This is a genomic window from Dryocola mayonis (genome assembly GCF_051307045.1).
Classification (GTDB): domain Bacteria; phylum Pseudomonadota; class Gammaproteobacteria; order Enterobacterales; family Enterobacteriaceae; genus Dryocola.
Genome location: NZ_CP150452.1, coordinates 1,243,225 through 1,265,802, shown reverse-complemented (window position 1 = coordinate 1,265,802; position 22,578 = coordinate 1,243,225). Strand labels below are relative to the sequence as shown.

Sequence of the window (22,578 nt, the reverse complement as noted above, 5' to 3'; positions counted from 1 at the left end):
GGCATGACGACTGGCGGACAGGCTCAAATAGGTAATGTCGATCTGGTAAAACAGCTCAACGGCGCGGCGGTATACCGCCTGATTGACCAGCTTGGCCCAATCTCAAGGATTCAGATTGCCGAACACAGCCAGCTTGCGCCCGCCAGCGTCACCAAAATTACTCGCCAGCTTATCGAGCGCGGCCTGATTAAAGAAGTCGATCAGCAGGCCTCCACCGGGGGCCGCCGCGCTATCTCCATCGTGACCGAAACCCGCAATTTTCACGCGATAGGCGTGCGCCTCGGGCGCCATGACGCCACCATTACGCTATTCGATCTCAGCGCCAGACCGCTGGCGGAAGAGCACTATCCCCTGCCGGAGCGCACTCAGGAAACCCTTGAGCACGCGCTGCTCCATGCCATCGCCCGGTTTATCGAACAGACGCAGCGTAAAATCCGCGAGCTTATCGCTATCTCCGTCATTCTGCCGGGCCTGGTCGATCCGGAAAGCGGCGTGATTCGCTATATGCCGCACATCCCGGTGGATAACTGGGCGCTGGTGGAGAGTTTGGAAAAACGCTTCAAAGTAACCTGCTTTGTCGGACACGATATTCGCAGCCTCGCGCTGGCAGAGCACTATTTCGGTGCAACCCACGACTGCGAAGACTCCATTCTGGTGCGCGTTCACCGCGGTACAGGCGCCGGTATTTTGTCTAACGGCAGAATTTTTATCGGCCGCAACGGTAACGTGGGCGAAATTGGCCATATCCAGGTCGACCCGTTAGGCGAGCGCTGCCACTGCGGTAACTTTGGCTGTCTGGAAACCATCGCGGCGAACGCCGCTATTGAAGGCCGGGTACGCCATCTGCTTGAGCAAGGCTACAACAGCCGCTTAACGCCTGACGACTGTGACATTGTCGCGATTTGCAAAGCGGCCAATAAGGGCGATGCGCTGGCGTGCGAGGTCATCGAGTACGTCGGTCGCCATCTGGGTAAAGCCATCGCCATCGCTATAAACCTGTTCAACCCGCAAAAAGTGGTGATCGCAGGCGAAATCATCGAAGCGGAAAAAGTGCTGCTGCCGGCCATCGAAGGCTGCATTAACACCCAGGTCTTAAAAGCGTTCCGCAAAAACCTGCCCGTTGTGCGTTCGCGCCTTGACGACCGCTCGGCGATCGGCGCTTTTGCGCTGGTAAAACGCTCTATGCTAAACGGCCTGCTGCTGCAGCGGCTGCTGGAAAGTTAACGCAGCCGGCTGCCGATTTACGCTATAGTTACGCCTTCTGAGAATATGAGCCTGAGTAGTCAATGACCATCCAGAATGTAATTTGTGATATTGACGGCGTGCTGATGCATGACAACGTCGCCGTGCCGGGCGCCAACGAGTTCCTGGCCCGCATCCTTGAAAAAGGTTTACCGCTGGTTCTGCTGACTAACTACCCTTCGCAAACCGGCCAGGATCTGGCGAACCGCTTTGCGTCAGCCGGCATCAATGTGCCGGACAGCGTGTTTTATACCTCGGCGATGGCAACCGCAGATTTCCTGCGGCGGCAGGAAGGCAAAAAAGCCTATGTGGTGGGCGAAGGCGCGTTGATCCATGAGTTATATAAAGCGGGATTCACCATCACCGATATCAACCCGGATTTTGTCATCGTTGGCGAAACGCGCTCCTATAACTGGGAAATGATGCACAAGGCGGCCTATTTCGTGGCAAACGGCGCGCGTTTTATCGCCACTAACCCGGATACCCACGGGCGCGGCTATTATCCCGCCTGCGGCGCGCTCTGCGCGGGTATTGAGAAAATCTCCGGCCGCAAGCCGTTTTACGTCGGCAAGCCCAGCCCGTGGATCATCCGCGCGGCGCTGAACACCATGCAGGCCCACTCTGAACAGACGGTGATTGTGGGCGACAACCTGCGCACCGACATCCTGGCGGGCTTCCAGGCCGGCCTGGAAACCATTCTGGTGCTCTCCGGCGTTTCCACGCTCAACGACATTGACGCGATGCCTTTTCGCCCTTCATTTATCTACCCTTCGGTGGCCGAAATCGACATCATCTGAAAGATGTCAGTTTTGCCTGCAATGCGCCTGGCCTACGCCGGGCGTTTTTTATGAATCACATACTTTTCTTTTTTTTCTCCCGACGCCAAGCAGTAAAAACGGCAAATAATTGTCGATCCGCTAATTATTCGGCGCTTTCCCTCATCATTTTTCAACAATCGGCAATGACTATTGCGGTATTTACCTCCTGATTGCTAAAGCGCTTGCATTCGCGCTGCTGATTGCGCAAATTCAGATGCATGCAATGCAGCAACGCCGCTAAAACAGCAATAAACGGCCGCGCGGCACCACGATTAAACCGCTCAGGTAAGCGTTACGGAGAAAGTTCTATGTGTTCTATTTTTGGTGTTCTGGATATTAAAACCGACGCGGTTGAACTGCGTAAAAAAGCGCTGGAGCTGTCGCGCCTGATGCGTCACCGCGGCCCGGACTGGTCCGGTGTTTACGCCAGCGACAAAGCAATTCTGGCCCACGAACGCCTCTCCATCGTTGACGTTAACGCCGGCGCGCAGCCGCTGTATAACAAGCAGCAAACCCACGCGCTGGCGGTCAACGGCGAAATTTACAACCACCAGGCGCTGCGCGCTGAATACGGCGATCGCTACGAATTCCAGACCGGTTCCGACTGCGAGGTTATTCTTGCCCTGTATCAGGAAAAAGGCCCGGAATTCCTGGACGACCTGCAGGGAATGTTCGCCTTCGTCCTTTATGACAGTGAAAAAGATGCCTGGCTTATCGGCCGCGATCATATCGGCATCATCCCGCTGTATATGGGCCATGATGAACACGGCAACCTGTACGTCGCCTCTGAAATGAAAGCGCTGGTGCCCGTTTGCCGCACCATTAAAGAGTTTCCGGCTGGCAGCTATATGTGGAGCCAGGACGGCGAAATTCGCAGCTACTACCAGCGCGACTGGTTTGACTACGAGGCGGTAAAAGACAAGGTTACCGACAAAAACGAGCTGCGCCAGGCGCTGGAAGACGCCGTGAAGAGCCATCTGATGTCCGACGTGCCGTACGGCGTGCTGCTTTCCGGCGGTCTGGATTCATCCATTATCTCTGCGATCACCAAAAAATTCGCCGCCCGCCGCGTGGAAGATGAAGAGCGCAGCGAGGCATGGTGGCCACAGCTGCACTCGTTCGCGGTCGGCCTGCCGGGCTCACCGGATCTGAAAGCCGCGCAGGAAGTGGCAAACCATCTGGGCACCGTACACCATGAAATTCATTTCACCGTGCAGGAAGGCCTGGATGCTATCCGCGACGTTATCTACCACATTGAAACCTATGATGTGACCACGATTCGCGCCTCGACGCCTATGTATCTTATGTCCCGTAAAATCAAAGCGATGGGCATCAAGATGGTGCTGTCAGGGGAAGGTTCCGATGAGGTGTTCGGCGGCTATCTTTACTTCCACAAAGCGCCGAACGACAAAGAGCTGCACGAAGAAACCGTTCGTAAACTCCAGGCTTTGCATATGTTCGACTGCGCGCGCGCCAACAAAGCGATGTCGGCCTGGGGCGTTGAGGCCCGCGTGCCGTTCCTCGATAAAAAATTCCTCGACGTGGCGATGCGCATCAACCCGAAAGACAAGATGTGCGGCAACGGCAAAATGGAAAAGCATATCCTGCGTGAATGTTTCGAATCCTATCTGCCGGCAAGCGTGGCGTGGCGCCAGAAAGAGCAGTTCTCAGACGGCGTAGGCTACAGCTGGATCGACACCTTAAAAGAAGTCGCGGCGGGTCAGGTAACGGATCGGCAGATGGAGACCGCAAGCTTCCGCTTCCCTTACAACACGCCGGGTTCGAAAGAGGCCTACCTGTACCGTGAGATCTTCGAAGAACTCTTCCCGCTGCCGAGCGCCGCAGAATGTGTTCCGGGCGGCCCTTCCGTCGCCTGTTCTTCGGCTAAAGCGATTGAATGGGATGAAGCCTTCAAAACCATGAACGATCCGTCGGGCCGTGCGGTTGGCGTCCACCAGTCTGCCTATAAATAAGCGATCTTTGCCAGGCAACGGGCCTGCGGGCCCGTTGCTGTTTGCGCACAAAACTTCCCTTTTTGCCCCCGCTTTCCCGCCGGGAAAAGCCCGAAATAACCGATTGTTGCCCATATTTCCACCAAGCTGTTCGCAAGCTGGTCAAACAGACAATTTCAGCTACTTTTCGGGAAAAAATTTGTTGACGCTGTTCGGCCAACTACGCATAATGCGCCCCGCAACGCCGATAAGGTATCGCAAAAAAAGAAGGCTACTTAGCTCAGCTGGTTAGAGCACATCACTCATAATGATGGGGTCACAGGTTCAAATCCCGTAGTAGCCACCATTCTTTTTAAGCGCGGGAGTGGCGAAATTGGTAGACGCACCAGATTTAGGTTCTGGCGCCGCAAGGTGTGCGAGTTCAAGTCTCGCCTCCCGCACCATTTTAACGCGTTGCACGGATGGGGTATCGCCAAGCGGTAAGGCACCGGTTTTTGATACCGGCATTCCCTGGTTCGAATCCAGGTACCCCAGCCAATTTTTTCGATATGCAGGCGCTTTGCGCTCGGGTTTTGGGGTATCGCCAAGCGGTAAGGCACCGGTTTTTGATACCGGCATTCCCTGGTTCGAATCCAGGTACCCCAGCCATCGAAAAAGGTTGTATCGGCTACGTAGCTCAGCTGGTTAGAGCACATCACTCATAATGATGGGGTCACAGGTTCGAATCCCGTCGTAGCCACCATATTATTGGGGTATCGCCAAGCGGTAAGGCTCTGGTTTCTGATACCAGCATTCCGAGGTTCGAATCCTCGTACCCCAGCCATAAAAAAGACGTTTGCAGTTGCGAACGCACCCCGTTGGGGTATCGCCAAGCGGTAAGGCTCTGGTTTCTGATACCAGCATTCCGAGGTTCGAATCCTCGTACCCCAGCCACTCTAAAAAAAGCTCGCTTCGGCGAGCTTTTTACTTTTCAGCGTTCAGACAGAAAAAAGGCGGTTTCCCGCCTGTTTATTGAATTCCGTCAGCTCATAACCCCAACGCATACTTCAGCGCCCGGCGTTTCAGCGCGCCGCCGCGTTCGGCGGCCATCAGCCCCAGGTTACGCATTACGCGCAGGGGCGCAAGGTCGTTGCTAAAGCCGGCGTAAAACAGATCCATACCGCTTTGCATAAGAAAGTTATCCGCCTGACGGCGCGTCTGATAGCGTTTCAGCACGCGGGCATCAGCCCAGTTCTCACCGTAGCTGCGCGCGTTAATCATCACCTCAAGCAACGCTTCGACGTCGCGATAGCCAAGGTTTACACCCTGTCCCGCCAGCGGATGGATAGTGTGTGCCGCATCGCCGATCAGCGCCAGGCCTTGCTGCGTATACCGCAGCGCATGCCGACGGGTTAGCGCAAAAGCGCCGCTGGCGACCGGCGTCACCGCGCCCAGCCTTGCCGGAAAAGTTGCGGCGATAGCTTTCGCCAGCTGCGGCATCGTCATGGCCTTTAACTGCCGGATGCGCGCCGGCGTGTCGTACCACACCAGCGAAGCCCAGTTATCGAACAGCGGTAAAAAGGCGTGCGGCCCGGCCGGCGTAAAGTGCTGCCAGGTGCTGTCGCCGGGCGCATTTTCGCACTCAACGGTTATCAGCATACAAGCCTGACGATAATCCCAGGCGTGGATGCCGATACCGGCCCACTGGCGGACCTTTGAATTCGCGCCGTCTGCGCCAATCACCATCGGCACCGTTAGTTCCTCGCCGTTTGCAAAACTCAGCGTCCAGCGCCCTGCCCTGGTTTGCATGTGCGCCAGCTGCGCCGGACACATCAGCGTGACGTTTGAATGCGCTGCCAGCGCCTTCCAGAGCGCAAGCTGTAAAACATGATTTTCTACCATGAAGCCCAGCTCGGGCAGGCCAAGCTCGTGCGCATTAAAAGAAACGTGCGCGCTTTCCCACTCCCAGGTTTCCAGCCGGCGATAAGCATGGCTGCGCATAGCAATAATCGCTTCCCACACGCCTAATGATTTAAGCAGCGCCACCGAAGCGCTGCTGATGGCGGAAATGCGCACGTCGGGCCGGCTATCGCTGTCAAACTCTGTCGGCGCCTGGCGTTCGATAACCGCTACCTGAAAACCATTTTGTGCCAGCCCGAGCGCTGCGGGCCGCTCCGACCATGCCTGCGCCGACGACCGCAACGTCGATTGGTTGATTTGCCATGATTATTTTGTCCTTAATTTGTCTAAGCTAATTCTACCGGATTTTTCCCGGGGTTACGCAGGCTGGTCACATCCACGTCAAAGCATTACAATACGCGCCCAAGATTTCGGGCCTAACTGAGCAATGGCAAAGTCGATGACAAAAAAACTCCATATTAAAACCTGGGGCTGTCAGATGAACGAATACGATTCATCGAAGATGGCCGATCTGCTGAACAGCACGCATGGCTATGTCCTTACGGATGAACCAAAAGAAGCGGACGTATTGCTGCTGAACACCTGCTCTATCCGTGAAAAAGCCCAGGAAAAAGTCTTCCACCTGTTAGGCCGCTGGAAGCTCTTAAAACGAAAAAATCCCGACCTGATTATCGGCGTCGGCGGCTGCGTTGCCTCCCAGGAAGGCAAGCTTATTCGTAGCCGCGCTCATTATGTCGATATCGTTTTCGGGCCGCAGACGCTGCACCGCCTGCCGGAGATGATCAATCAGGTTCGCGGCACCCGCAGCCCGATCGTTGACGTCAGCTTTCCGGAAATTGAAAAATTTGACCGCCTTCCGGAGCCGCGCGCGGAGGGCCCGACGGCCTATGTTTCTATTATGGAAGGCTGCAACAAATACTGCACTTATTGCGTGGTGCCCTATACCCGCGGTGAAGAAGTCAGCCGCCCAAGCGATGATATCCTGTTTGAAATCGCCCAGCTCGCGGCGCAGGGCGTGCGCGAAATCCATCTGCTGGGCCAGAACGTCAACGCTTACCGCGGCGCGGCCTACGACGGCGGCATCTGTACTTTTGCCGAGCTCCTGCGCCTGGTCGCGGCTATCGACGGCGTCGACCGCATTCGTTTCACCACCAGCCATCCGATCGAGTTCACGGACGATATCATCGACGTTTATCGCGATACGCCGGAGCTGGTGAGCTTCCTGCACCTGCCAATTCAAAGCGGCGCGGACCGGGTGCTGAACCTGATGGGCCGCACCCACACGGCGCTGGAATACAAAGCGATTATCCGCAAGCTGCGCGCTGCGCGTCCCGATATTCAAATTAGCTCCGACTTTATCGTAGGCTTCCCTGGCGAAACCCAGCAGGACTTTGAGCAGACGATGAAGGTTATAGCCGAGGTGAATTTTGACGTCAGCTACAGCTTTATCTTCTCTGCCCGCCCGGGTACGCCTGCGGCGGATATGGTCGATGACGTGCCGGAAGAAGAGAAAAAGCAGCGTCTGTATATTCTGCAGGATCGCATTAACCAGCAGGCAATGGAGTGGAGCCGTAAGATGGTCGGCACCACGCAACGCGTTCTGGTGGAAGGAACGTCGCGCAGAAGCATTATGGAGCTGACCGGGCGTTCTGAAAACAATCGCGGGGTAAACTTTGAAGGCACTCCGGATATGATCGGTAAATTCGTTGATGTAGAGATTACCGAAGTCGCTACCAACAACTCCCTGCGCGGCAGGGTAGTGCGCACCGAAGATGAAATGGGCCTGCGCGTCATTGAAGCGCCGGAGTCGGTGATCGCGCGTACCCGCAAAGAGAACGACATCGGCGTCGGTCTTTATCAGCCATAGTTCCGCCCCGCTTTGCCCTTCGGCTCGCTAACGCCGTGAACCGAAGGGCATTTTCAGCCTTTGCACTTGCATTGTGAATCCGCCACCCAAATATCAAAGCCAGCGCTTGCGCCATCATCACTCGCCGTAAATAATCTCTTTATGGCCTGACAAGCAGGCATGACTACGACCACTGACAACCGGCCCCGAGCGACCCCAAGGATAAGTTTGAATATCGAAACACGTGAAATTACGCTGGAACCTGCAGACAACGCCCGTTTACTCAGCCTGTGCGGTCCTTTTGATGACAATATTAAACAGCTCGAACGTCGGCTGGGTATCGAAATCAACCGTCGTGACAATCACTTCAAGCTCACTGGCCGCGCGTTGCTGGTGAACGCCGCCGCTGATATCCTGCGCAACCTTTATGTCGATACCGCACCGATGCGCGGCGAAACCCAGGACATCGACCCGGAACAAATCCACCTGGCGATTAAAGAAATTCGCGTGCTGGAACAATCGGCGGAGCACGTGCCGGACTACGGCAAAGCGGTCAATATCAAGACCAAGCGTGGGGTGATCAAACCCCGCACGCCGAACCAGGCGCAGTACATCGCCAACGTGCTCGACCACGACATCACCTTTGGTATCGGCCCGGCGGGTACGGGTAAAACCTACCTTGCGGTCGCCGCGGCTGTGGATGCGCTGGAACGCCAGGACGTGCGCCGCATTCTGCTGACCCGCCCGGCGGTTGAAGCCGGTGAAAAGCTCGGCTTCCTGCCGGGCGATTTAAGCCAGAAAGTGGATCCGTATCTGCGCCCGCTTTACGACGCCCTGTTCGAAATGCTCGGCTTTGAGCGCGTTGAAAAGCTGATGGAGCGCAACGTTATCGAAGTAGCGCCGCTGGCCTATATGCGCGGACGCACCCTGAACGATGCCTTTATCATCCTTGATGAAAGCCAGAACACCACTATCGAACAGATGAAGATGTTCCTGACGCGTATCGGCTTTAACTCCAAAGCGGTCATTACCGGCGACGTCACGCAGATTGACCTGCCCCGCAATATGAAATCAGGCCTGCGCCACGCCATCGACGTGCTGGCGGAAGTCGATGAAATCAGCTTCAACTTTCTTAACAGCGAAGACGTGGTGCGTCACCCGGTGGTCGCCCGCATCGTCAACGCTTATGAAGCATGGGAAAACGCCGAGCAAATCCGTAAAGACGAGCTGGCCCGCGGAACGCAAACGCGAAGCTATGGCGCAAAATGCCGCCGCGCAGGAGAGCAAATGAGTCAGGTTATTCTGGATTTACAGCTCGCCTGTGAAGATACTGCCGGCCTGCCCAGCGAAGCGCAGTTCCAGACATGGCTTGATGCGGTCATTCCTCAGTTTCAGGAAGAAGCAGAGGTAACCGTTCGCCTGGTCGACGACGCGGAAAGCCATGAGCTGAATCTGACCTACCGCGGCAAGGACAAATCGACCAACGTGCTCTCTTTCCCGTTCGAAGCCCCGCCGGGCATCGAGCTGCCGCTGCTTGGCGATCTGATTATCTGCCGTCAGGTGGTCGAAAAAGAGGCGCAGGAGCAGGATAAGCCGCTGGAAGCCCACTGGGCGCACATGGTGATTCACGGCAGCCTGCACCTGCTTGGGTACGATCATATTGAAGATGAAGAAGCCGAAGAGATGGAATCCCTGGAAACAGAGATAATGCTTGCTCTTGGGTATGTCGATCCGTACATTGCCGAGAAAGACCAGTCTGCGTAAGAATTAGCGCTACGCAGCAAATAAACGCGGGCGGCGCATCATCAGACCGCCTGTTAAGTATCCATAACCGAGGGGCCACAAACCTAACGCCATGAGCGACGACAACTCACAAAACAGTGACACGCCTGCCAGTAAAAAGGGATTCTTTTCCCTGATTCTCAATCAGCTATTTCACGGTGAACCAAAAAACCGTGACGATCTGCTAGAGCTTATCCGTGATTCCGAGCAAAACGATCTTATCGATCAGGACACCCGCGACATGCTCGAAGGGGTAATGGATATCGCCGACCAGCGCGTCCGCGACATTATGATCCCTCGCTCGCAAATGGTGACGCTCAAACACAACCAGACGCTGGACGAATGCCTCGATGTCATCATCGAATCGGCCCACTCCCGCTTCCCGGTGATTAGCGAAGACAAAGATCATATCGAAGGGATTTTGATGGCCAAAGATCTGCTGCCGTTTATGCGCAGCGATACCGAGCCGTTTAGCATGGAAAAAGTGTTACGCCAGTGCGTAGTTGTGCCTGAAAGTAAGCGTGTTGACCGCATGCTGAAAGAGTTTCGTCAGCAACGCTATCACATGGCGATTGTGATTGATGAGTTTGGCGGCGTCTCCGGCCTCGTCACTATTGAAGATATTCTCGAACTGATAGTCGGGGAAATCGAAGATGAGTATGACGATGAAGAAGACAGCGATTTCCGTCAGCTCAGCCGCCACACATGGACGGTGCGCGCGCTGGCCTCTATCGAAGATTTTAACGACACCTTTGACACCCATTTCAACGACGATGAAGTAGATACCATTGGCGGCCTGGTGATGCAGGCGTTTGGGCATCTGCCCGCACGCGGCGAAACCATTGAAATAGATGGTTACCAGTTCAAGGTCGCCATGGCCGACAGCCGCCGTATCATTCAGGTTCACGTCAGAATTCCGGACGATTCGCCGCAACCGAAACTGGAAGATTAATTCAAAAATGGCTATTGCCTTATTATTACAACGCCAGCGCGTGCGTCTGCTGCTGGCGCTGCTTTTTGGCGCCTGCGGGACGCTGGCCTTTTCTCCCTATGATTTCTGGCCTGCCGCCATTGTTTCTCTGGCGGGCCTGCAGGGGCTGACGCTCAACCGGCGCGCGATTCAAAGCGCCTGGATCGGCTTTTTCTGGGGGCTGGGCCTGTTTGGCAGCGGCGTTAACTGGGTCTATGTCAGCATCGCGCAGTTTGGCGGCATGCCGGGGCCGGTTAATATCTTCCTTGTGGTGCTGCTCGCCGCTTACCTGTCGCTTTATACCGGCCTGTTCGCGGGGTTGCTAAGCAGGCTGTGGCCGAAAACAACCTGGTGGCGCGTGGCGATTGCCGCCCCGATGCTGTGGCAGGTCACTGAATTCCTGCGCGGCTGGGTGCTGACGGGCTTTCCCTGGCTGCAGTTCGGCTACAGCCAGATTGACGGTCCGCTCAAGGGCATAGCGCCGGTTCTCGGCGTCGAAGCCGTCACCTTCCTGCTGATGATCGTCAGCGGCCTGCTTGCCTTCGCGCTGCATGAACGCCGCCTGCGCCCTGCCGTTATTGCCGCAGCCTTGCTCTTGCTGTCATGGCCGCTGCGCTCCGTGCAGTGGTTTCAGCCGCAGAAAGCACGCGCCGTTAGCGTTGCCATGGTGCAGGGAGATATTCCTCAGTCCCTGAAATGGGATCAGGACCAGCTCGTTAACACGCTGAAAATCTACCTGGATAAAACCCAGCCGCAGATGGGCAAGGCGCAGCTGATTATCTGGCCTGAATCAGCGATCCCCGACCTTGAGATCAACCAGCAGTCGTTCCTGACCATGATGGACGATCTGCTGCGCTCGAAACACAGCGCGATGATCACCGGCATCGTGGACGCCCGGCTTAATGAGCAAAACCGTTACGACACCTACAACACCATTATCACCCTTGGTGAAGGTAATCCTTACCAGTACAACGGCGCGGATCGCTACAACAAGAACCATCTGGTGCCGTTTGGCGAGTTTGTTCCGCTGGAGTCCATTTTACGTCCGCTGGCGCCGTTCTTTGATTTGCCGATGTCTTCCTTCAGCCGCGGGCCCTATCTACAGCCGCAGCTGCAGGCTAACGGCATCAGGCTGACGCCCGCCATCTGCTATGAAATCATTCTCGGCGAACAGGTGCGGGATAATTTCCGCCCGGATACGGACTTCCTGCTGACCATCTCCAACGATGCGTGGTTTGGTAAATCAATCGGCCCATGGCAGCACTTCCAGATGGCGCGTATGCGCTCGCTGGAGCTGGGCCGCCCGCTGCTGCGCAGCACCAATAACGGCGTAACCGCCGTGATTAACGCCAGCGGCGACGTAGAAGCCATGATTCCCCAGTTCACGCGAGAAGTGCTTGAAGCTAAAGTTATTCCCACCACGGGCCTTACGCCTTACGCCCGCTTTGGAAACTGGCCGCTGTGGGTAATCACCCTGATCTGCGGCTTCAGCGCCGTGCTGATGAGCCTGCGCAACCGCAACAAGTCATAGCCTCTTCTTTTCCTTTAAAAGCCGGCAAGCGCGCCGGCTTTTTCATTTCTGGCACACCAATTGCTTTGTTATTACTGAAAAAAACGCAAAACGGCGAAGTGATAACAACGTATCCAGCAGCTCTGCACCAAACTATGACAACTTAAGCACCATTAGGGTGCAATGGCAGATTATTGCCTTTAAACGGTGCGGTGCACTTCGCAAAAATAAACATCTGCATAGCAATATCTTTACATTCAGCTAGGTTAAATGTTAACAAAAGGCGAAGATTCGCCCGTTTTTATCACCACACAACAACAAACACAACGCTCACATCGGGTATCAGTGCCGCCAGTGGCACGATGATTAAGGAGTTGGAAATGCAATTGAGAAAACTTGCCGCAGCAATGTTGATTATGGGAATGAGCGCCGGCATCGCGCATGCGGAAGACGCTAAACCTGCCGCAGCGCCGGCGGCCGGCGCGCAACAAAGCACGCTGGATAAAATTAAAGCTAACGGCGTAATTGTTGTCGGCCACCGTGAATCTTCCGTCCCGTTCTCCTACTACGATAATCAGCAAAAAGTCGTCGGTTATTCCCAGGATTACTCCAATGCGATCGTTGAAGCGGTGAAAAAACAGCTCAACAAGCCGGATCTGCAGGTCAAGCTGATCCCAATCACCTCGCAAAACCGTATTCCGCTGCTACAAAACGGCACCTTCGATTTTGAATGCGGCTCCACCACCAACAACCTGGAACGTCAGAAACAGGCCGCCTTCTCCGATACCATCTTCGTGGTGGGCACCCGCCTGCTGGTGAAAAAAGGCGGTCCGATTAAGGACTTCCCGGATCTGAAAGGCAAAGCGGTGGTCGTCACTTCCGGGACCACTTCCGAAGTTCTGCTCAACAAGCTCAATGAAGAGAAGAAAATGGATATGCGCATCATCAGCGCGAAAGATCACGGAGACTCCTTCCGTACGCTGGAAAGCGGCCGCGCGGTTGCTTTTATGATGGATGACGCCCTGCTTGCTGGCGAACGCGCTAAAGCGAAAAAACAGGATAACTGGGATATCGTCGGCACCCCGCAATCCCGCGAGGCCTACGGCTGCATGCTGCGCAAAGACGACCCGGCATTCAAAAAGCTGATGGATGACACCATTGCGAAGGTACAAACCTCCGGCGAAGCGGCCAAATGGTTTGATAAATGGTTTATGAACCCTATCCCGCCAAAAAATATCAATATGAATTTCGCGCTGTCTGACGACATGAAGACGCTGTTCAAAGAGCCTAACGATAAAGCATTAAACTAATTAGAACTAAGGGGCCGGGGTGACCCGCCCTGCCGATTGACAACCGAAGCCAGGACAGACTATGCGTGGGATGGTCGTTCCCCATCCGGCGTGAATGTACCTGATAAACCCAGGCAAAGACCTGAACAAGGTACAGGCTTCGCATCAATCTTCGAGGGTAGCGCTGCCGCCCTCAACTTACTGACAGCCGCCTGAAAAAGTCGTTTTCAGGCGGCTGGGGTAAACCAGATGACAGCATTCTTTACTTTAATCGTTCTGATAGCGGAGCCTTTAAAAAGAAGATCTTTGTCAATGGTCTTAGGGTAGCGTTGCTACCCTCATTTTTTCTCGGAGTACGTTATGTCTATAGACTGGAACTGGGGAATCTTTCTACAGCCCGCCCCGTTCGGCAACACCACCTATCTGGGCTGGATCTGGAATGGCTTCCAGGTCACCGTCGCCCTTTCAATCGCCGCGTGGATCATTGCATTTCTCGTGGGTTCTCTTTTTGGCATTCTGCGTACCGTTCCTAACCGCTGGCTTTCAGGTATCGGCACGCTCTATGTTGAACTGTTCCGTAACGTGCCGCTTATCGTGCAGTTTTTTACCTGGTATTTAGTGGTGCCGGAGCTGCTGCCGGAAAATCTCGGCATGTGGTTTAAATCAGAGCTGGATCCGAACGTACAGTTCTTCCTCTCGTCGATGATTTGTCTCGGCCTGTTCACCGCCGCGCGCGTTTGTGAGCAGGTCCGCGCCGCCATTCAGTCGCTGCCTCGCGGGCAGAAAAACGCCGCGCTGGCGATGGGGCCTGACGCTGCCCCAGGCGTATCGCTACGTTCTGTTACCGAACGCGTACCGCGTGATTGTGCCGCCGATGACCTCTGAAATGATGAACCTGGTGAAAAACTCGGCCATCGCGTCCACCATCGGCCTGGTGGATATGGCGGCCCAGGCGGGAAAATTGCTGGACTACTCGGCGCACGCTTATGAATCATTTACGGCAATTACGCTGGCCTACGTGCTGATTAACGCCGTGATTATGCTGGTGATGCACGTGGTAGAACGTAAAGTACGCCTGCCAGGCAATATGGGAGGCAAATAATGTACGATTTTGACTGGACTTCAATCCTTCCGGCCATGCCTTACCTGATGCAGGGACTGATTATCACCCTGAAAATCACCGTAACCGCGGTGATCTTTGGCATCGTGTGGGGCACGCTGCTTGCCGTCATGCGCCTGTCGCCGATTAAACCCGTATCCTGGTTTGCCAGCGCCTACGTTAACGTTTTCCGCTCCGTGCCGCTGGTTATGGTGCTGCTGTGGTTTTATCTGGTAGTGCCCGGCTTCCTGCAAAAGGTTCTGGGGCTTTCTCCCCAGACCGATATTCGTCTGATCTCGGCGATGGTCGCCTTCTCCATGTTTGAAGCGGCTTACTACTCAGAAATTATCCGCGCCGGTATCCAGAGCGTGTCCCGCGGCCAGTCCAACGCCGCGCTGGCGCTGGGCATGACGCACTGGCAGTCGATGAAATTAATCATCCTGCCGCAGGCGTTCCGCGCCATGGTGCCGCTGCTGTTAACCCAGGGCATAGTGCTGTTCCAGGATACCTCGCTGGTGTATGTCTTAAGCCTTGCCGACTTCTTCCGCACCGCCTCCACTATTGGTGAGCGCGACGGAACCCAGGTGGAAATGATCCTCTTTGCCGGCCTGGTCTATTTTGTTATCAGCCTTAGCGCTTCGCTGTTGGTCAGCTACTTGAAGAAAAGGACAGTGTCATGATTTCCCTGAAAAACGTTTCTAAATGGTATGGCCACTTTCAGGTGCTAACCGACTGCTCAACGATGGTTAAAAAAGGCGAAGTGGTGGTGGTGTGCGGGCCTTCCGGTTCGGGTAAATCCACGCTGATTAAAACCGTTAATGGCCTGGAGCCGGTGCAAAAAGGCGAGATTGAGGTTAACGGCATCCGGGTAAACGACAAGAAAACCAACCTCGCGGAGCTGCGCTCGCACGTCGGCATGGTGTTTCAGCACTTCGAGCTGTTTCCGCACCTGTCGATCATTGAAAACCTGACGCTCGCGCAGGTCAAAGTCCTTAAGCGCAACAAAGAAGAGTCGCGTAAAAAAGGCCTTAAGCTGCTTGAGCGCGTCGGCCTGACGGCGCATGCGGATAAATATCCGGCTCAGCTCTCGGGCGGCCAGCAGCAGCGTGTGGCTATCGCGCGCGCGCTGTGCATGGATCCCGTCGCCATGCTGTTCGACGAACCGACCTCGGCGCTCGATCCAGAAATGATCAACGAAGTGCTGGACGTGATGGTCGAGCTGGCGCAGGAGGGCATGACGATGATGGTGGTGACCCACGAAATGGGCTTTGCCCGCAAGGTGGCAAACCGCGTGATCTTTATGGATGAAGGAAAGATTGTGGAAGATTCCAATAAAGAGGACTTCTTTAACAATCCGCAGTCCGAGCGCGCCAAAGATTTCCTCGCGAAAATCCTGCACTAAAACAAAAGAGCCTTCTGCAAAGAAGGCTCTTTCTCTTAAGGCTCAAACGGCCGGCGATGGAACTGATTGTGCCCGCATTTAGGGCAAACGGGCAGAACGTCCGGCGTATAAACAGCCAGGTGGAAATGACAGTTTTCACAGACCAGATTGCCTAAGCCTACGACTTCACCGCTGTGATAAACGCCGTGATGGTTAAGATCCTGGAAAACCTCCCGCCACTCCAGCTGCGTTTTATCGGTAATGTCCGCCAGCTCCTGCCAGAGGCTCTCTTTAATCACGCGCATAAAGACGCTGTCGGTGAATTCATCCTGGCTTTCATTGTAGCTGCGGGCAAACTCTTCCAGGTCGCGGCGAACCGCGCGCGTGACTTCGTCAACTTCCGTACGGGTCAGCTCGCCGGTATCGTTCATGCGTTTGCGCGCGCTGGCGACCAGTTCATCAATATCGCGCTCACCGTTGCGTAGCCGCTCGGTGAGCGAGGCCACCAGTTCACGGTAAAATTGAGCAACCTTGTTCATCGTCTGTCTGCCTCCTTGAAGAGAATTCCAGCATTCATGGTCATGTAACCTGCTCTAATAGTAGACCTTAATCGGGCATCGCTTTGTCAGATAGCCCGCAGGGCCGGGTAAAAAACTGCAAACGAGAAATGGGCAGGTGGGGCGTCGAAAGGCTGTTTTGCCGCTGTCTTATCAGCTATGCTATGCGGATCTGAAACCTAATACGTTACAGGCTACGACTTGTAGCTGTCTTTCATTACAGGACCACTGGCTACCATGCAAGAGCAATACCGCCCGGAAGAGATAGAATCCAACGTACAGCTTCACTGGCAAGAGAAGCGTACTTTTGAAGTTACTGAAGATGAAGGCAAAGAGAAGTATTACTGCCTGTCAATGCTCCCCTATCCTTCTGGCCGACTACATATGGGCCACGTCCGCAACTACACCATCGGCGACGTTATCGCACGCTACCAGCGCATGCTGGGTAAAAACGTCCTGCAGCCCATCGGCTGGGATGCGTTCGGTCTGCCTGCAGAAGGTGCCGCGGTAAAAAACCATACCGCGCCTGCGCCGTGGACCTACGACAACATCAATTACATGAAGAACCAGCTTAAAACGCTGGGCTTCGGCTACGACTGGAGCCGCGAGCTTGCGACCTGCACCCCGGAATATTACCGTTGGGAACAGCAGTTCTTCACCCAGCTCTATAACAAGGGCCTGGTCTATAAGAAAACCTCCGCCGTTAACTGGTGCCCGAACGATCAGACCGTTCTGGCGAACGAACAGGTTATCGACGGCTGCTGCTGGCGCTGCGATACCAAAGTCGAGCGTAAAGAAATCCCGCAGTGGTTTATTAAAATCACCGCCTACGCCGACGAGCTGCTTAACGACCTGGATACCCTGGACCATTGGCCGGATCAGGTTAAAACCATGCAGCGCAACTGGATTGGCCGCTCTGAAGGCGTGGAAATCACTTTCGACGTGCAAAACAGCGCGGAGAAGCTGACCGTTTACACCACCCGTCCGGACACCTTTATGGGTGCGACCTATCTGGCGGTAGCCGCCGGCCACCCGCTGGCCCAGCAGGCCGCCGCGAACAATCCGGCGCTGGCTGAATTTATCGAAGAGTGCCGTAACACCAAGGTTGCTGAAGCAGAAATGGCAACCATGGAGAAAAAAGGCGTCGCCACCGGTTTTAACGCCGTCCATCCGCTGACCGGCGAAAGCATTCCTGTCTGGGTAGCTAACTTCGTTCTGATGGAGTACGGCACCGGCGCGGTCATGGCCGTTCCGGGGCACGATCAGCGCGACTGGGAATTCGCCACCAAATACAAGCTGCAGATCAAACCGGTTATCCTGAATGCAGACGGCAGCGAGCCGGATCTGTCCGCCAGCGCGATGACGGAGAAAGGCACGCTGTTCAATTCCGGCGAGTTCGACGGGCTGGACTTCCAGGCCGGCTTCAACGCCATTGCCGATAAGCTGGCCGCCAAAGGCATCGGCGAGCGTAAAGTCAACTACCGCCTGCGCGACTGGGGTGTTTCACGTCAGCGTTACTGGGGCGCGCCGATCCCCATGGTCACCCTGGAAGACGGCACCGTTATGCCGACGCCTGAAGATCAGCTGCCGGTTATCCTGCCCGAAGACGTCGTGATGGACGGCATTACCAGCCCAATCAAGGCCGATCCTGAGTGGGCGAAAACCACCGTTGACGGCAAGCCTGCGCTACGGGAAACCGATACCTTCGACACCTTTATGGAATCCTCCTGGTACTACGCGCGCTACACCTGCCCGCAGTACGACAAAGGCATGCTCGATTCTAAAGCGGCTAACTACTGGCTGCCGGTAGATATCTATATTGGCGGCATCGAACACGCCATCATGCACCTGCTCTATTTCCGCTTCTTCCACAAGCTGATGCGCGACGCGGGCATGGTGACCTCAAGCGAGCCGGCTAAACAGCTGCTGTGCCAGGGTATGGTGCTGGCGGATGCCTTCTATTACACCGGCGTAAACGGCGAGCGTAACTGGGTTTCCCCGGTAGACGCTATCGTTGAGCGTGATGAGAAGGGCCGCATTGTCAAAGCCTCTGACGCGCAGGGCCACGAACTGGTCTATGCTGGCATGAGCAAAATGTCGAAGTCGAAAAACAACGGCATCGATCCGCAGGTTATGGTTGAGCGCTACGGCGCGGACACCGTTCGCCTGTTTATGATGTTTGCCTCACCGGCGGATATGACGCTTGAGTGGCAGGAATCCGGCGTCGAAGGGGCCAACCGCTTCCTGAAACGCGTCTGGAGACTGGCGTATGAGCATACCAGCCGCGGCGCGGCGCCGGAGCTGGACGTTGCCGCTCTGAGCGAAGATCAAAAAGCCCTGCGTCGCGATGTTCACAAAACTATCGCGAAAGTGACCGATGATATTGGTCGTCGTCAGACCTTCAATACCGCGATTGCCGCGATTATGGAGCTGATGAACAAGCTGGCGAAGGCCCCGCAGGATGAAGCTCAGGATCGTGCGTTAATGAATGAAGCGCTGCTGGCCGTTGTGCGCATGCTTTATCCGTTCACGCCGCACGTCTGCTTCGACATGTGGCAGTCGCTGGGCGGCGAAGGCGATATCGATAACGCGCCGTGGCCGCAGGCTGACGAAAAAGCGATGGTGGAAGACTCTTTGCTGGTGGTCGTACAGGTTAACGGCAAAGTGCGCGGCAAAATCACCGTTCCGGCTGATGCCACACAGGAGCAGGTCCGTGAACGTGCGGGCCAGGAGCACCTGGTGGCGAAATATCTCGAAGGCGTAACCGTGCGTAAAGTGATTTACGTACCGGGTAAACTGCTGAACCTGGTTGTGGGCTAAGCGCAGGAGGAACCGTGCGACATCCCTTTATCACCCTGTTAGTCTCTTTGGCGGTGCTGGTCACCGCCGGATGTGGTTTTCACCTGCGTGGCAACACGCAGGTACCCGATCAGCTAAAAACCCTGATCCTTAACTCCGGCGATCCTAACGGGCCGTTAACGCGTGAAATTCGCTCGCAGCTGCGGCTAAACGGCGTGACTATCGTTGAGGATACGAAAACCGGCGTTCGCAAAGATATTCCTTCGCTGCGCGTGCTGGGAAGTACGTTGGGCAAAGATACGGCGTCCATCTTCCAGAATGGCCGTACCGCCGAATATCAAATGGTGATGACGGTAAATGCTCAGGTCTTAATTCCAGGCCATGACATCTATCCGATCAGTACAAAAGTGTATAAGTCGTTCTTTGATAACCCGCTGACCGCGCTGGCGAAAGATGCCGAGCAGGATCTGATCATCAAAGAGATGTACACCACCGCGGCGCAGCAGCTGATCCGTAAGCTTCTTTCCGTTCACGCAGCAGACGTTGCGGAAACAAAAGACGCCCAGGATAACGTGGCCGACGGCGCTTCGGCAAATACCGACACGACCTCCGGTCGCGTATCCACTACGCTTCCGGCCGCCTCCGGTAGCCAATGATTCGGTTGTACCCTGAACAACTCCGCGCGCAGCTTGATGAAGGGCTGCGCGCGGCGTATTTGCTGCTGGGCAACGATCCTTTATTGCTGCAGGAAAGCCAGGACGCGGTACGCCAGGCGACCGTCGCTCACGGCTTTGAAGAGCACCACCGGGTACAAATCGATGCCGCCACGGACTGGCAGGCCCTGTTCGCAATTTGTCAGGCGCTGAGCCTTTTCGCCAGCCGTCAGACCCTTCTTCTTCAGCTTCCCGATAACGGTCCGAACGCGGCTATCAACAGCCAGCTGGAAACGCTTATCGGCCTGCTGCACGACGATATTCTGCTGCTGGTGCGCGGCAATAAGCTTACCAAAGCCCAGGAGAACGCCGCCTGGTATAGCCAGCTTGCCGATCGTAGCGTCGTGGTAACCTGCCAGACGCCGGAACAGGCGCAGCTTCCGCGCTGGGTCGCCCAGCGTGCGAAACAGATGAACCTGCTGCTGGACGATGCGGCAAACCAGCTTCTTTGCTACTGCTATGAAGGCAATCTGCTGGCGCTCTCCCAGGCGCTGGAACGGCTTTCGCTTATCTGGCCGGATGGCAAATTAACGCTGCCGCGCGTCGAGCAGGCGGTAAGCGATGCGGCGCATTTCACGCCTTTTCACTGGGTGGATGCCATTCTTGGCGGAAAAAATAAGCGTGCCCTGCACATTTTGCAGCAGCTAAGGCTTGAAGCAAGCGAGCCGGTTATCCTGCTGCGCACCCTTCAGCGAGAGCTGATGCAGCTGGTGAACCTTAAACGCCAGTCCGCGCATACGCCTTTACGCACGCTGTTTGACCAGCAGCGCGTCTGGCAAAACCGTCGGGCGCTGATGACCGAAGCCCTTAACCGCCTCTCCCCCGAGCAGCTCTACCAGGCGGTGCGCCTGCTAAGCCAGATTGAACTGACGCTTAAGCAGGATTACGGGCAGTCAGTATGGGCGGAGCTGGAAGGTCTTTCTTTACTGCTCTGCCATAAAACCCTGCCGGAAATTTTTATTGATGCCCGCAGCTAGCTTCCCCCTTCCGCTCTGCGCAATTTATGGCGGAACCTTCGACCCTATTCATTACGGGCATCTGAAGTCCGTTGAGGCGCTGGCCAAACAGGTGGCGCTTTATCAGGTTACCATCATGCCCAATAACGTTCCGCCGCATCGCCCGCAGCCGGAGGCTGACAGCCATCAGCGTAAGGCGATGGTGGAACTCGCGATTGCCGGCCATCCCCTTTTCAGGCTGGATGCGCGCGAGCTGGAAAGATCCACCCCTTCATATACCGTCGAAACGCTCGAACAAGTACGCGGCGAACGGGGCATGCAGCAGCCGCTGGCCTTTATTATTGGCCAGGATTCGCTGCTCAGCCTGCAGCGCTGGCATCGTTGGCAAAGCCTGCTTGATCTGTGTCATCTGCTGGTCTGCCAGCGCCCCGGCTACCCGGTTTCAATGGACACGGCCGAACAACAGCGCTGGCTTGACAGCCGAACAACAGCTTCAGTTGACGAATTACACGCCGCGCCTGCCGGCAAGATTTACCTGGCGCAAACGCCGATGTACGACATTTCCGCCACCGCCATTCGCCGGCGGCTGGAGCAAAACCTGCCTTGCGACGAGCTTGTTCCTGCTCCCGTTCTGCAGTTTATTCGCCAGCACGGCCTCTATCGTTAAGCACCTTGCGCAGCGCAGCGACCAGCCTGTCATTATCAGCCGCGCTTTTAACGGCCACACGGTAGTAGCGTTCATCCAGCCCGGGGTAGTTTTTGCAATGGCGGATCAGAATGAATTGGCCAAGCAGCGCCTGCTGCAGATCCAGGCCCTCAATATCGCAGCGTATAAATATATAATTAGCGCCCGGCCGCCAGGCGGTCAGGCCCGGTAAAGAAGCCAGCAGGCTAAACAGCCGCGGCTGCTCACGGCTTAGCCACTCGCGGGTGGCTTTTATATAAGCCCGATCCTCAAGAATGATTTCCCCGGCCAGCGCGGCAAAAGCATTTATCGTCCAGGGCTCGCGAGCCTGGCGAATCTTCTTAACCATCGCCGTGTCTGCGCTCACCAGATAACCCAGGCGTAGGCCAGGAATGGCGAAAAACTTGGTCAGCGATCTCAGCACATAAAGCTGCGGGTAATGGCTGAGCTGCGGGATAAAACCCGGCTCGTCGGACATAAAATCCAGAAAGGCTTCATCCACCACGAGCGCGATGTTTTGCTCGCGGCAGCGTTTTGCCACTTTTATCAGCAGCTTTTTTTCGGGCAGCAGGCCGGTTGGATTATTTGGCGTGCACAGGAACAGGCAATCCATCTGCGGCGTCAACGCAGATAGAAGCTTCTCATCCGGCTGCCAGCCTTCTGACTCCCGCAAAGGAAAATCGATTATCTCGCAGCCCGCCCGCGTCAGCGCCCGCCGATATTCGGCAAAGCCCGGCGTTAACAGCAGCGCTTTTGCCGGGGCGAGAAACTGGACGAGGTTAAAGATAAGCTCGGTTTCGCCATTGCCGGCAAGCACCCATTCCGGCGGGACGTTGTGGTGCTTTGCTAACGCCGCATGCAGCGCCCGGTACTCAACGTCGGGATAGCGCTCCGCAAGCGTAAGCTGCTCGACGATAGCGCGCCTCAGGGAAGCAGGCATGCCCAGCGGATTGATATTAGCGCTGAAATCGGTCAACAAAGCGGGATCCACGCCCAGCGCCTGCGCGGCCTCCAGAGTATTTCCACCGTGCTCGCTAATAAATGCCATACGCCCGTCCCAAATATTGAAAGTCCGTAAAG

General features: G+C 55.6%; 16 protein-coding genes, 7 tRNA genes and 3 pseudogenes. 23 read left to right on the top strand and 3 right to left on the bottom strand.

Annotated features, from left to right (window positions below; genetic code table 11):
* Positions 1 to 3 precede the first annotated feature (3 nt).
* The 10 genes from nagC (at position 4) to WLO32_RS06025 (ending at position 4,945) form a co-directional block, all read left to right on the top strand.
* Positions 4 to 1,224 carry a DNA-binding transcriptional regulator NagC gene (gene nagC, locus WLO32_RS06070; RefSeq protein WP_435947582.1) on the top strand — a complete coding sequence of 407 codons (1,221 nt, stop codon included), beginning with the start codon at positions 4 to 6 and terminating at the stop codon, positions 1,222 to 1,224.
* 62 nt (positions 1,225 to 1,286) lie between these two features.
* On the top strand, positions 1,287 to 2,039 hold the full coding sequence (locus WLO32_RS06065) for an HAD-IIA family hydrolase (RefSeq protein WP_435947581.1): 753 nt from the start codon (positions 1,287 to 1,289) through the stop codon (positions 2,037 to 2,039).
* Positions 2,040 to 2,368: 329 nt separating this feature from the next.
* Complete coding sequence (asnB, locus tag WLO32_RS06060; protein ID WP_435947580.1) at positions 2,369 to 4,033, top strand: asparagine synthase B; 1,665 nt, start codon at positions 2,369 to 2,371, stop codon at positions 4,031 to 4,033.
* 248 nt (positions 4,034 to 4,281) lie between these two features.
* Positions 4,282 to 4,358 (top strand) — tRNA-Met (locus WLO32_RS06055).
* 12 nt (positions 4,359 to 4,370) lie between these two features.
* Positions 4,371 to 4,455, top strand: a tRNA-Leu gene (locus WLO32_RS06050).
* A 19-nt stretch (positions 4,456 to 4,474) separates the two neighbouring features.
* Positions 4,475 to 4,549: transfer RNA gene (locus WLO32_RS06045), tRNA-Gln, on the top strand.
* A 36-nt stretch (positions 4,550 to 4,585) separates the two neighbouring features.
* A tRNA-Gln gene (locus tag WLO32_RS06040) sits at positions 4,586 to 4,660 on the top strand.
* A gap of 17 nt (positions 4,661 to 4,677) precedes the next feature.
* Positions 4,678 to 4,754, top strand: a tRNA-Met gene (locus WLO32_RS06035).
* A gap of 6 nt (positions 4,755 to 4,760) precedes the next feature.
* Positions 4,761 to 4,835, top strand: a tRNA-Gln gene (locus WLO32_RS06030).
* Between the two features lie 35 nt (positions 4,836 to 4,870).
* Positions 4,871 to 4,945 (top strand) — tRNA-Gln (locus WLO32_RS06025).
* Between the two features lie 93 nt (positions 4,946 to 5,038).
* Here WLO32_RS06025 and ubiF read toward each other — a convergent pair.
* Positions 5,039 to 6,215, bottom strand: a pseudogene (gene ubiF / locus WLO32_RS06020) (3-demethoxyubiquinol 3-hydroxylase).
* A 135-nt stretch (positions 6,216 to 6,350) separates the two neighbouring features.
* Here ubiF and miaB point away from each other — a divergent pair.
* From miaB to WLO32_RS05975, 9 genes and pseudogenes are all read left to right on the top strand, one after another.
* Positions 6,351 to 7,778: a tRNA (N6-isopentenyl adenosine(37)-C2)-methylthiotransferase MiaB gene (gene miaB, locus WLO32_RS06015; RefSeq protein WP_435947579.1), complete on the top strand. Its 1,428-nt coding sequence runs from the start codon at positions 6,351 to 6,353 to the stop codon at positions 7,776 to 7,778.
* A 207-nt stretch (positions 7,779 to 7,985) separates the two neighbouring features.
* A pseudogene (locus WLO32_RS06010) lies at positions 7,986 to 9,048 on the top strand (PhoH family protein).
* Entirely contained in the window at positions 9,045 to 9,521 is a 477-nt protein-coding gene (gene ybeY / locus WLO32_RS06005; RefSeq protein WP_435947578.1) for an rRNA maturation RNase YbeY, read from the top strand. Before WLO32_RS06010 ends, ybeY begins: the two are co-directional and overlap by 4 nt.
* A 91-nt stretch (positions 9,522 to 9,612) precedes the next feature.
* Positions 9,613 to 10,491, top strand: coding sequence for a CNNM family magnesium/cobalt transport protein CorC (gene corC / locus WLO32_RS06000; RefSeq protein ID WP_121267136.1), 879 nt, complete (start codon positions 9,613 to 9,615; stop codon positions 10,489 to 10,491).
* Positions 10,492 to 10,498: 7 nt separating this feature from the next.
* Entirely contained in the window at positions 10,499 to 12,040 is a 1,542-nt protein-coding gene (gene lnt / locus WLO32_RS05995; protein WP_435947577.1) for an apolipoprotein N-acyltransferase, read from the top strand.
* Positions 12,041 to 12,399: 359 nt separating this feature from the next.
* Positions 12,400 to 13,329 carry an amino acid ABC transporter substrate-binding protein gene (locus WLO32_RS05990; RefSeq protein WP_435947576.1) on the top strand — a complete coding sequence of 310 codons (930 nt, stop codon included), beginning with the start codon at positions 12,400 to 12,402 and terminating at the stop codon, positions 13,327 to 13,329.
* A gap of 339 nt (positions 13,330 to 13,668) precedes the next feature.
* A pseudogene (locus WLO32_RS05985) lies at positions 13,669 to 14,410 on the top strand (amino acid ABC transporter permease).
* Complete coding sequence (gltK, locus tag WLO32_RS05980; protein ID WP_435947575.1) at positions 14,410 to 15,087, top strand: glutamate/aspartate ABC transporter permease GltK; 678 nt, start codon at positions 14,410 to 14,412, stop codon at positions 15,085 to 15,087. Before WLO32_RS05985 ends, gltK begins: the two are co-directional and overlap by 1 nt.
* Positions 15,084 to 15,809 (top strand): amino acid ABC transporter ATP-binding protein, encoded by a 726-nt coding sequence (locus WLO32_RS05975; RefSeq protein ID WP_121267140.1) that lies wholly within the window; start codon positions 15,084 to 15,086, stop codon positions 15,807 to 15,809. The genes gltK and WLO32_RS05975 overlap by 4 nt, the downstream gene beginning before the upstream one ends.
* 35 nt (positions 15,810 to 15,844) lie before the next feature.
* Here WLO32_RS05975 and WLO32_RS05970 read toward each other — a convergent pair whose 3' ends face one another.
* Positions 15,845 to 16,327 carry a zinc ribbon-containing protein gene (locus WLO32_RS05970; protein WP_435947574.1) on the bottom strand — a complete coding sequence of 161 codons (483 nt, stop codon included), beginning with the start codon at positions 16,325 to 16,327 and terminating at the stop codon, positions 15,845 to 15,847.
* Positions 16,328 to 16,582: 255 nt separating this feature from the next.
* Here WLO32_RS05970 and leuS point away from each other — a divergent pair, with 255 nt between their 5' ends.
* The 4 genes from leuS to nadD are packed head-to-tail and all read left to right on the top strand — an operon-like array spanning position 16,583 to position 21,480.
* Positions 16,583 to 19,165: a leucine--tRNA ligase gene (gene leuS / locus WLO32_RS05965; protein ID WP_435947573.1), complete on the top strand. Its 2,583-nt coding sequence runs from the start codon at positions 16,583 to 16,585 to the stop codon at positions 19,163 to 19,165.
* A gap of 14 nt (positions 19,166 to 19,179) precedes the next feature.
* Complete coding sequence (gene lptE, locus WLO32_RS05960) at positions 19,180 to 19,800, top strand: LPS assembly lipoprotein LptE (RefSeq protein ID WP_435947572.1); 621 nt, start codon at positions 19,180 to 19,182, stop codon at positions 19,798 to 19,800.
* Positions 19,797 to 20,834, top strand: coding sequence for a DNA polymerase III subunit delta (gene holA / locus WLO32_RS05955; protein WP_435947571.1), 1,038 nt, complete (start codon positions 19,797 to 19,799; stop codon positions 20,832 to 20,834). Before lptE ends, holA begins: the two co-directional genes overlap by 4 nt.
* On the top strand, positions 20,821 to 21,480 hold the full coding sequence (nadD, locus tag WLO32_RS05950) for a nicotinate-nucleotide adenylyltransferase (RefSeq protein WP_435948255.1): 660 nt from the start codon (positions 20,821 to 20,823) through the stop codon (positions 21,478 to 21,480). Before holA ends, nadD begins: the two co-directional genes overlap by 14 nt.
* On the opposite strand, the gene cobD is transcribed toward nadD, so the two are convergent.
* A complete protein-coding gene (gene cobD, locus WLO32_RS05945; protein WP_435947570.1) occupies positions 21,452 to 22,546 on the bottom strand; it encodes a threonine-phosphate decarboxylase CobD in 1,095 nt (364 codons plus the stop codon). The genes nadD and cobD overlap by 29 nt on opposite strands.
* Positions 22,547 to 22,578: the final 32 nt, after the last annotated feature.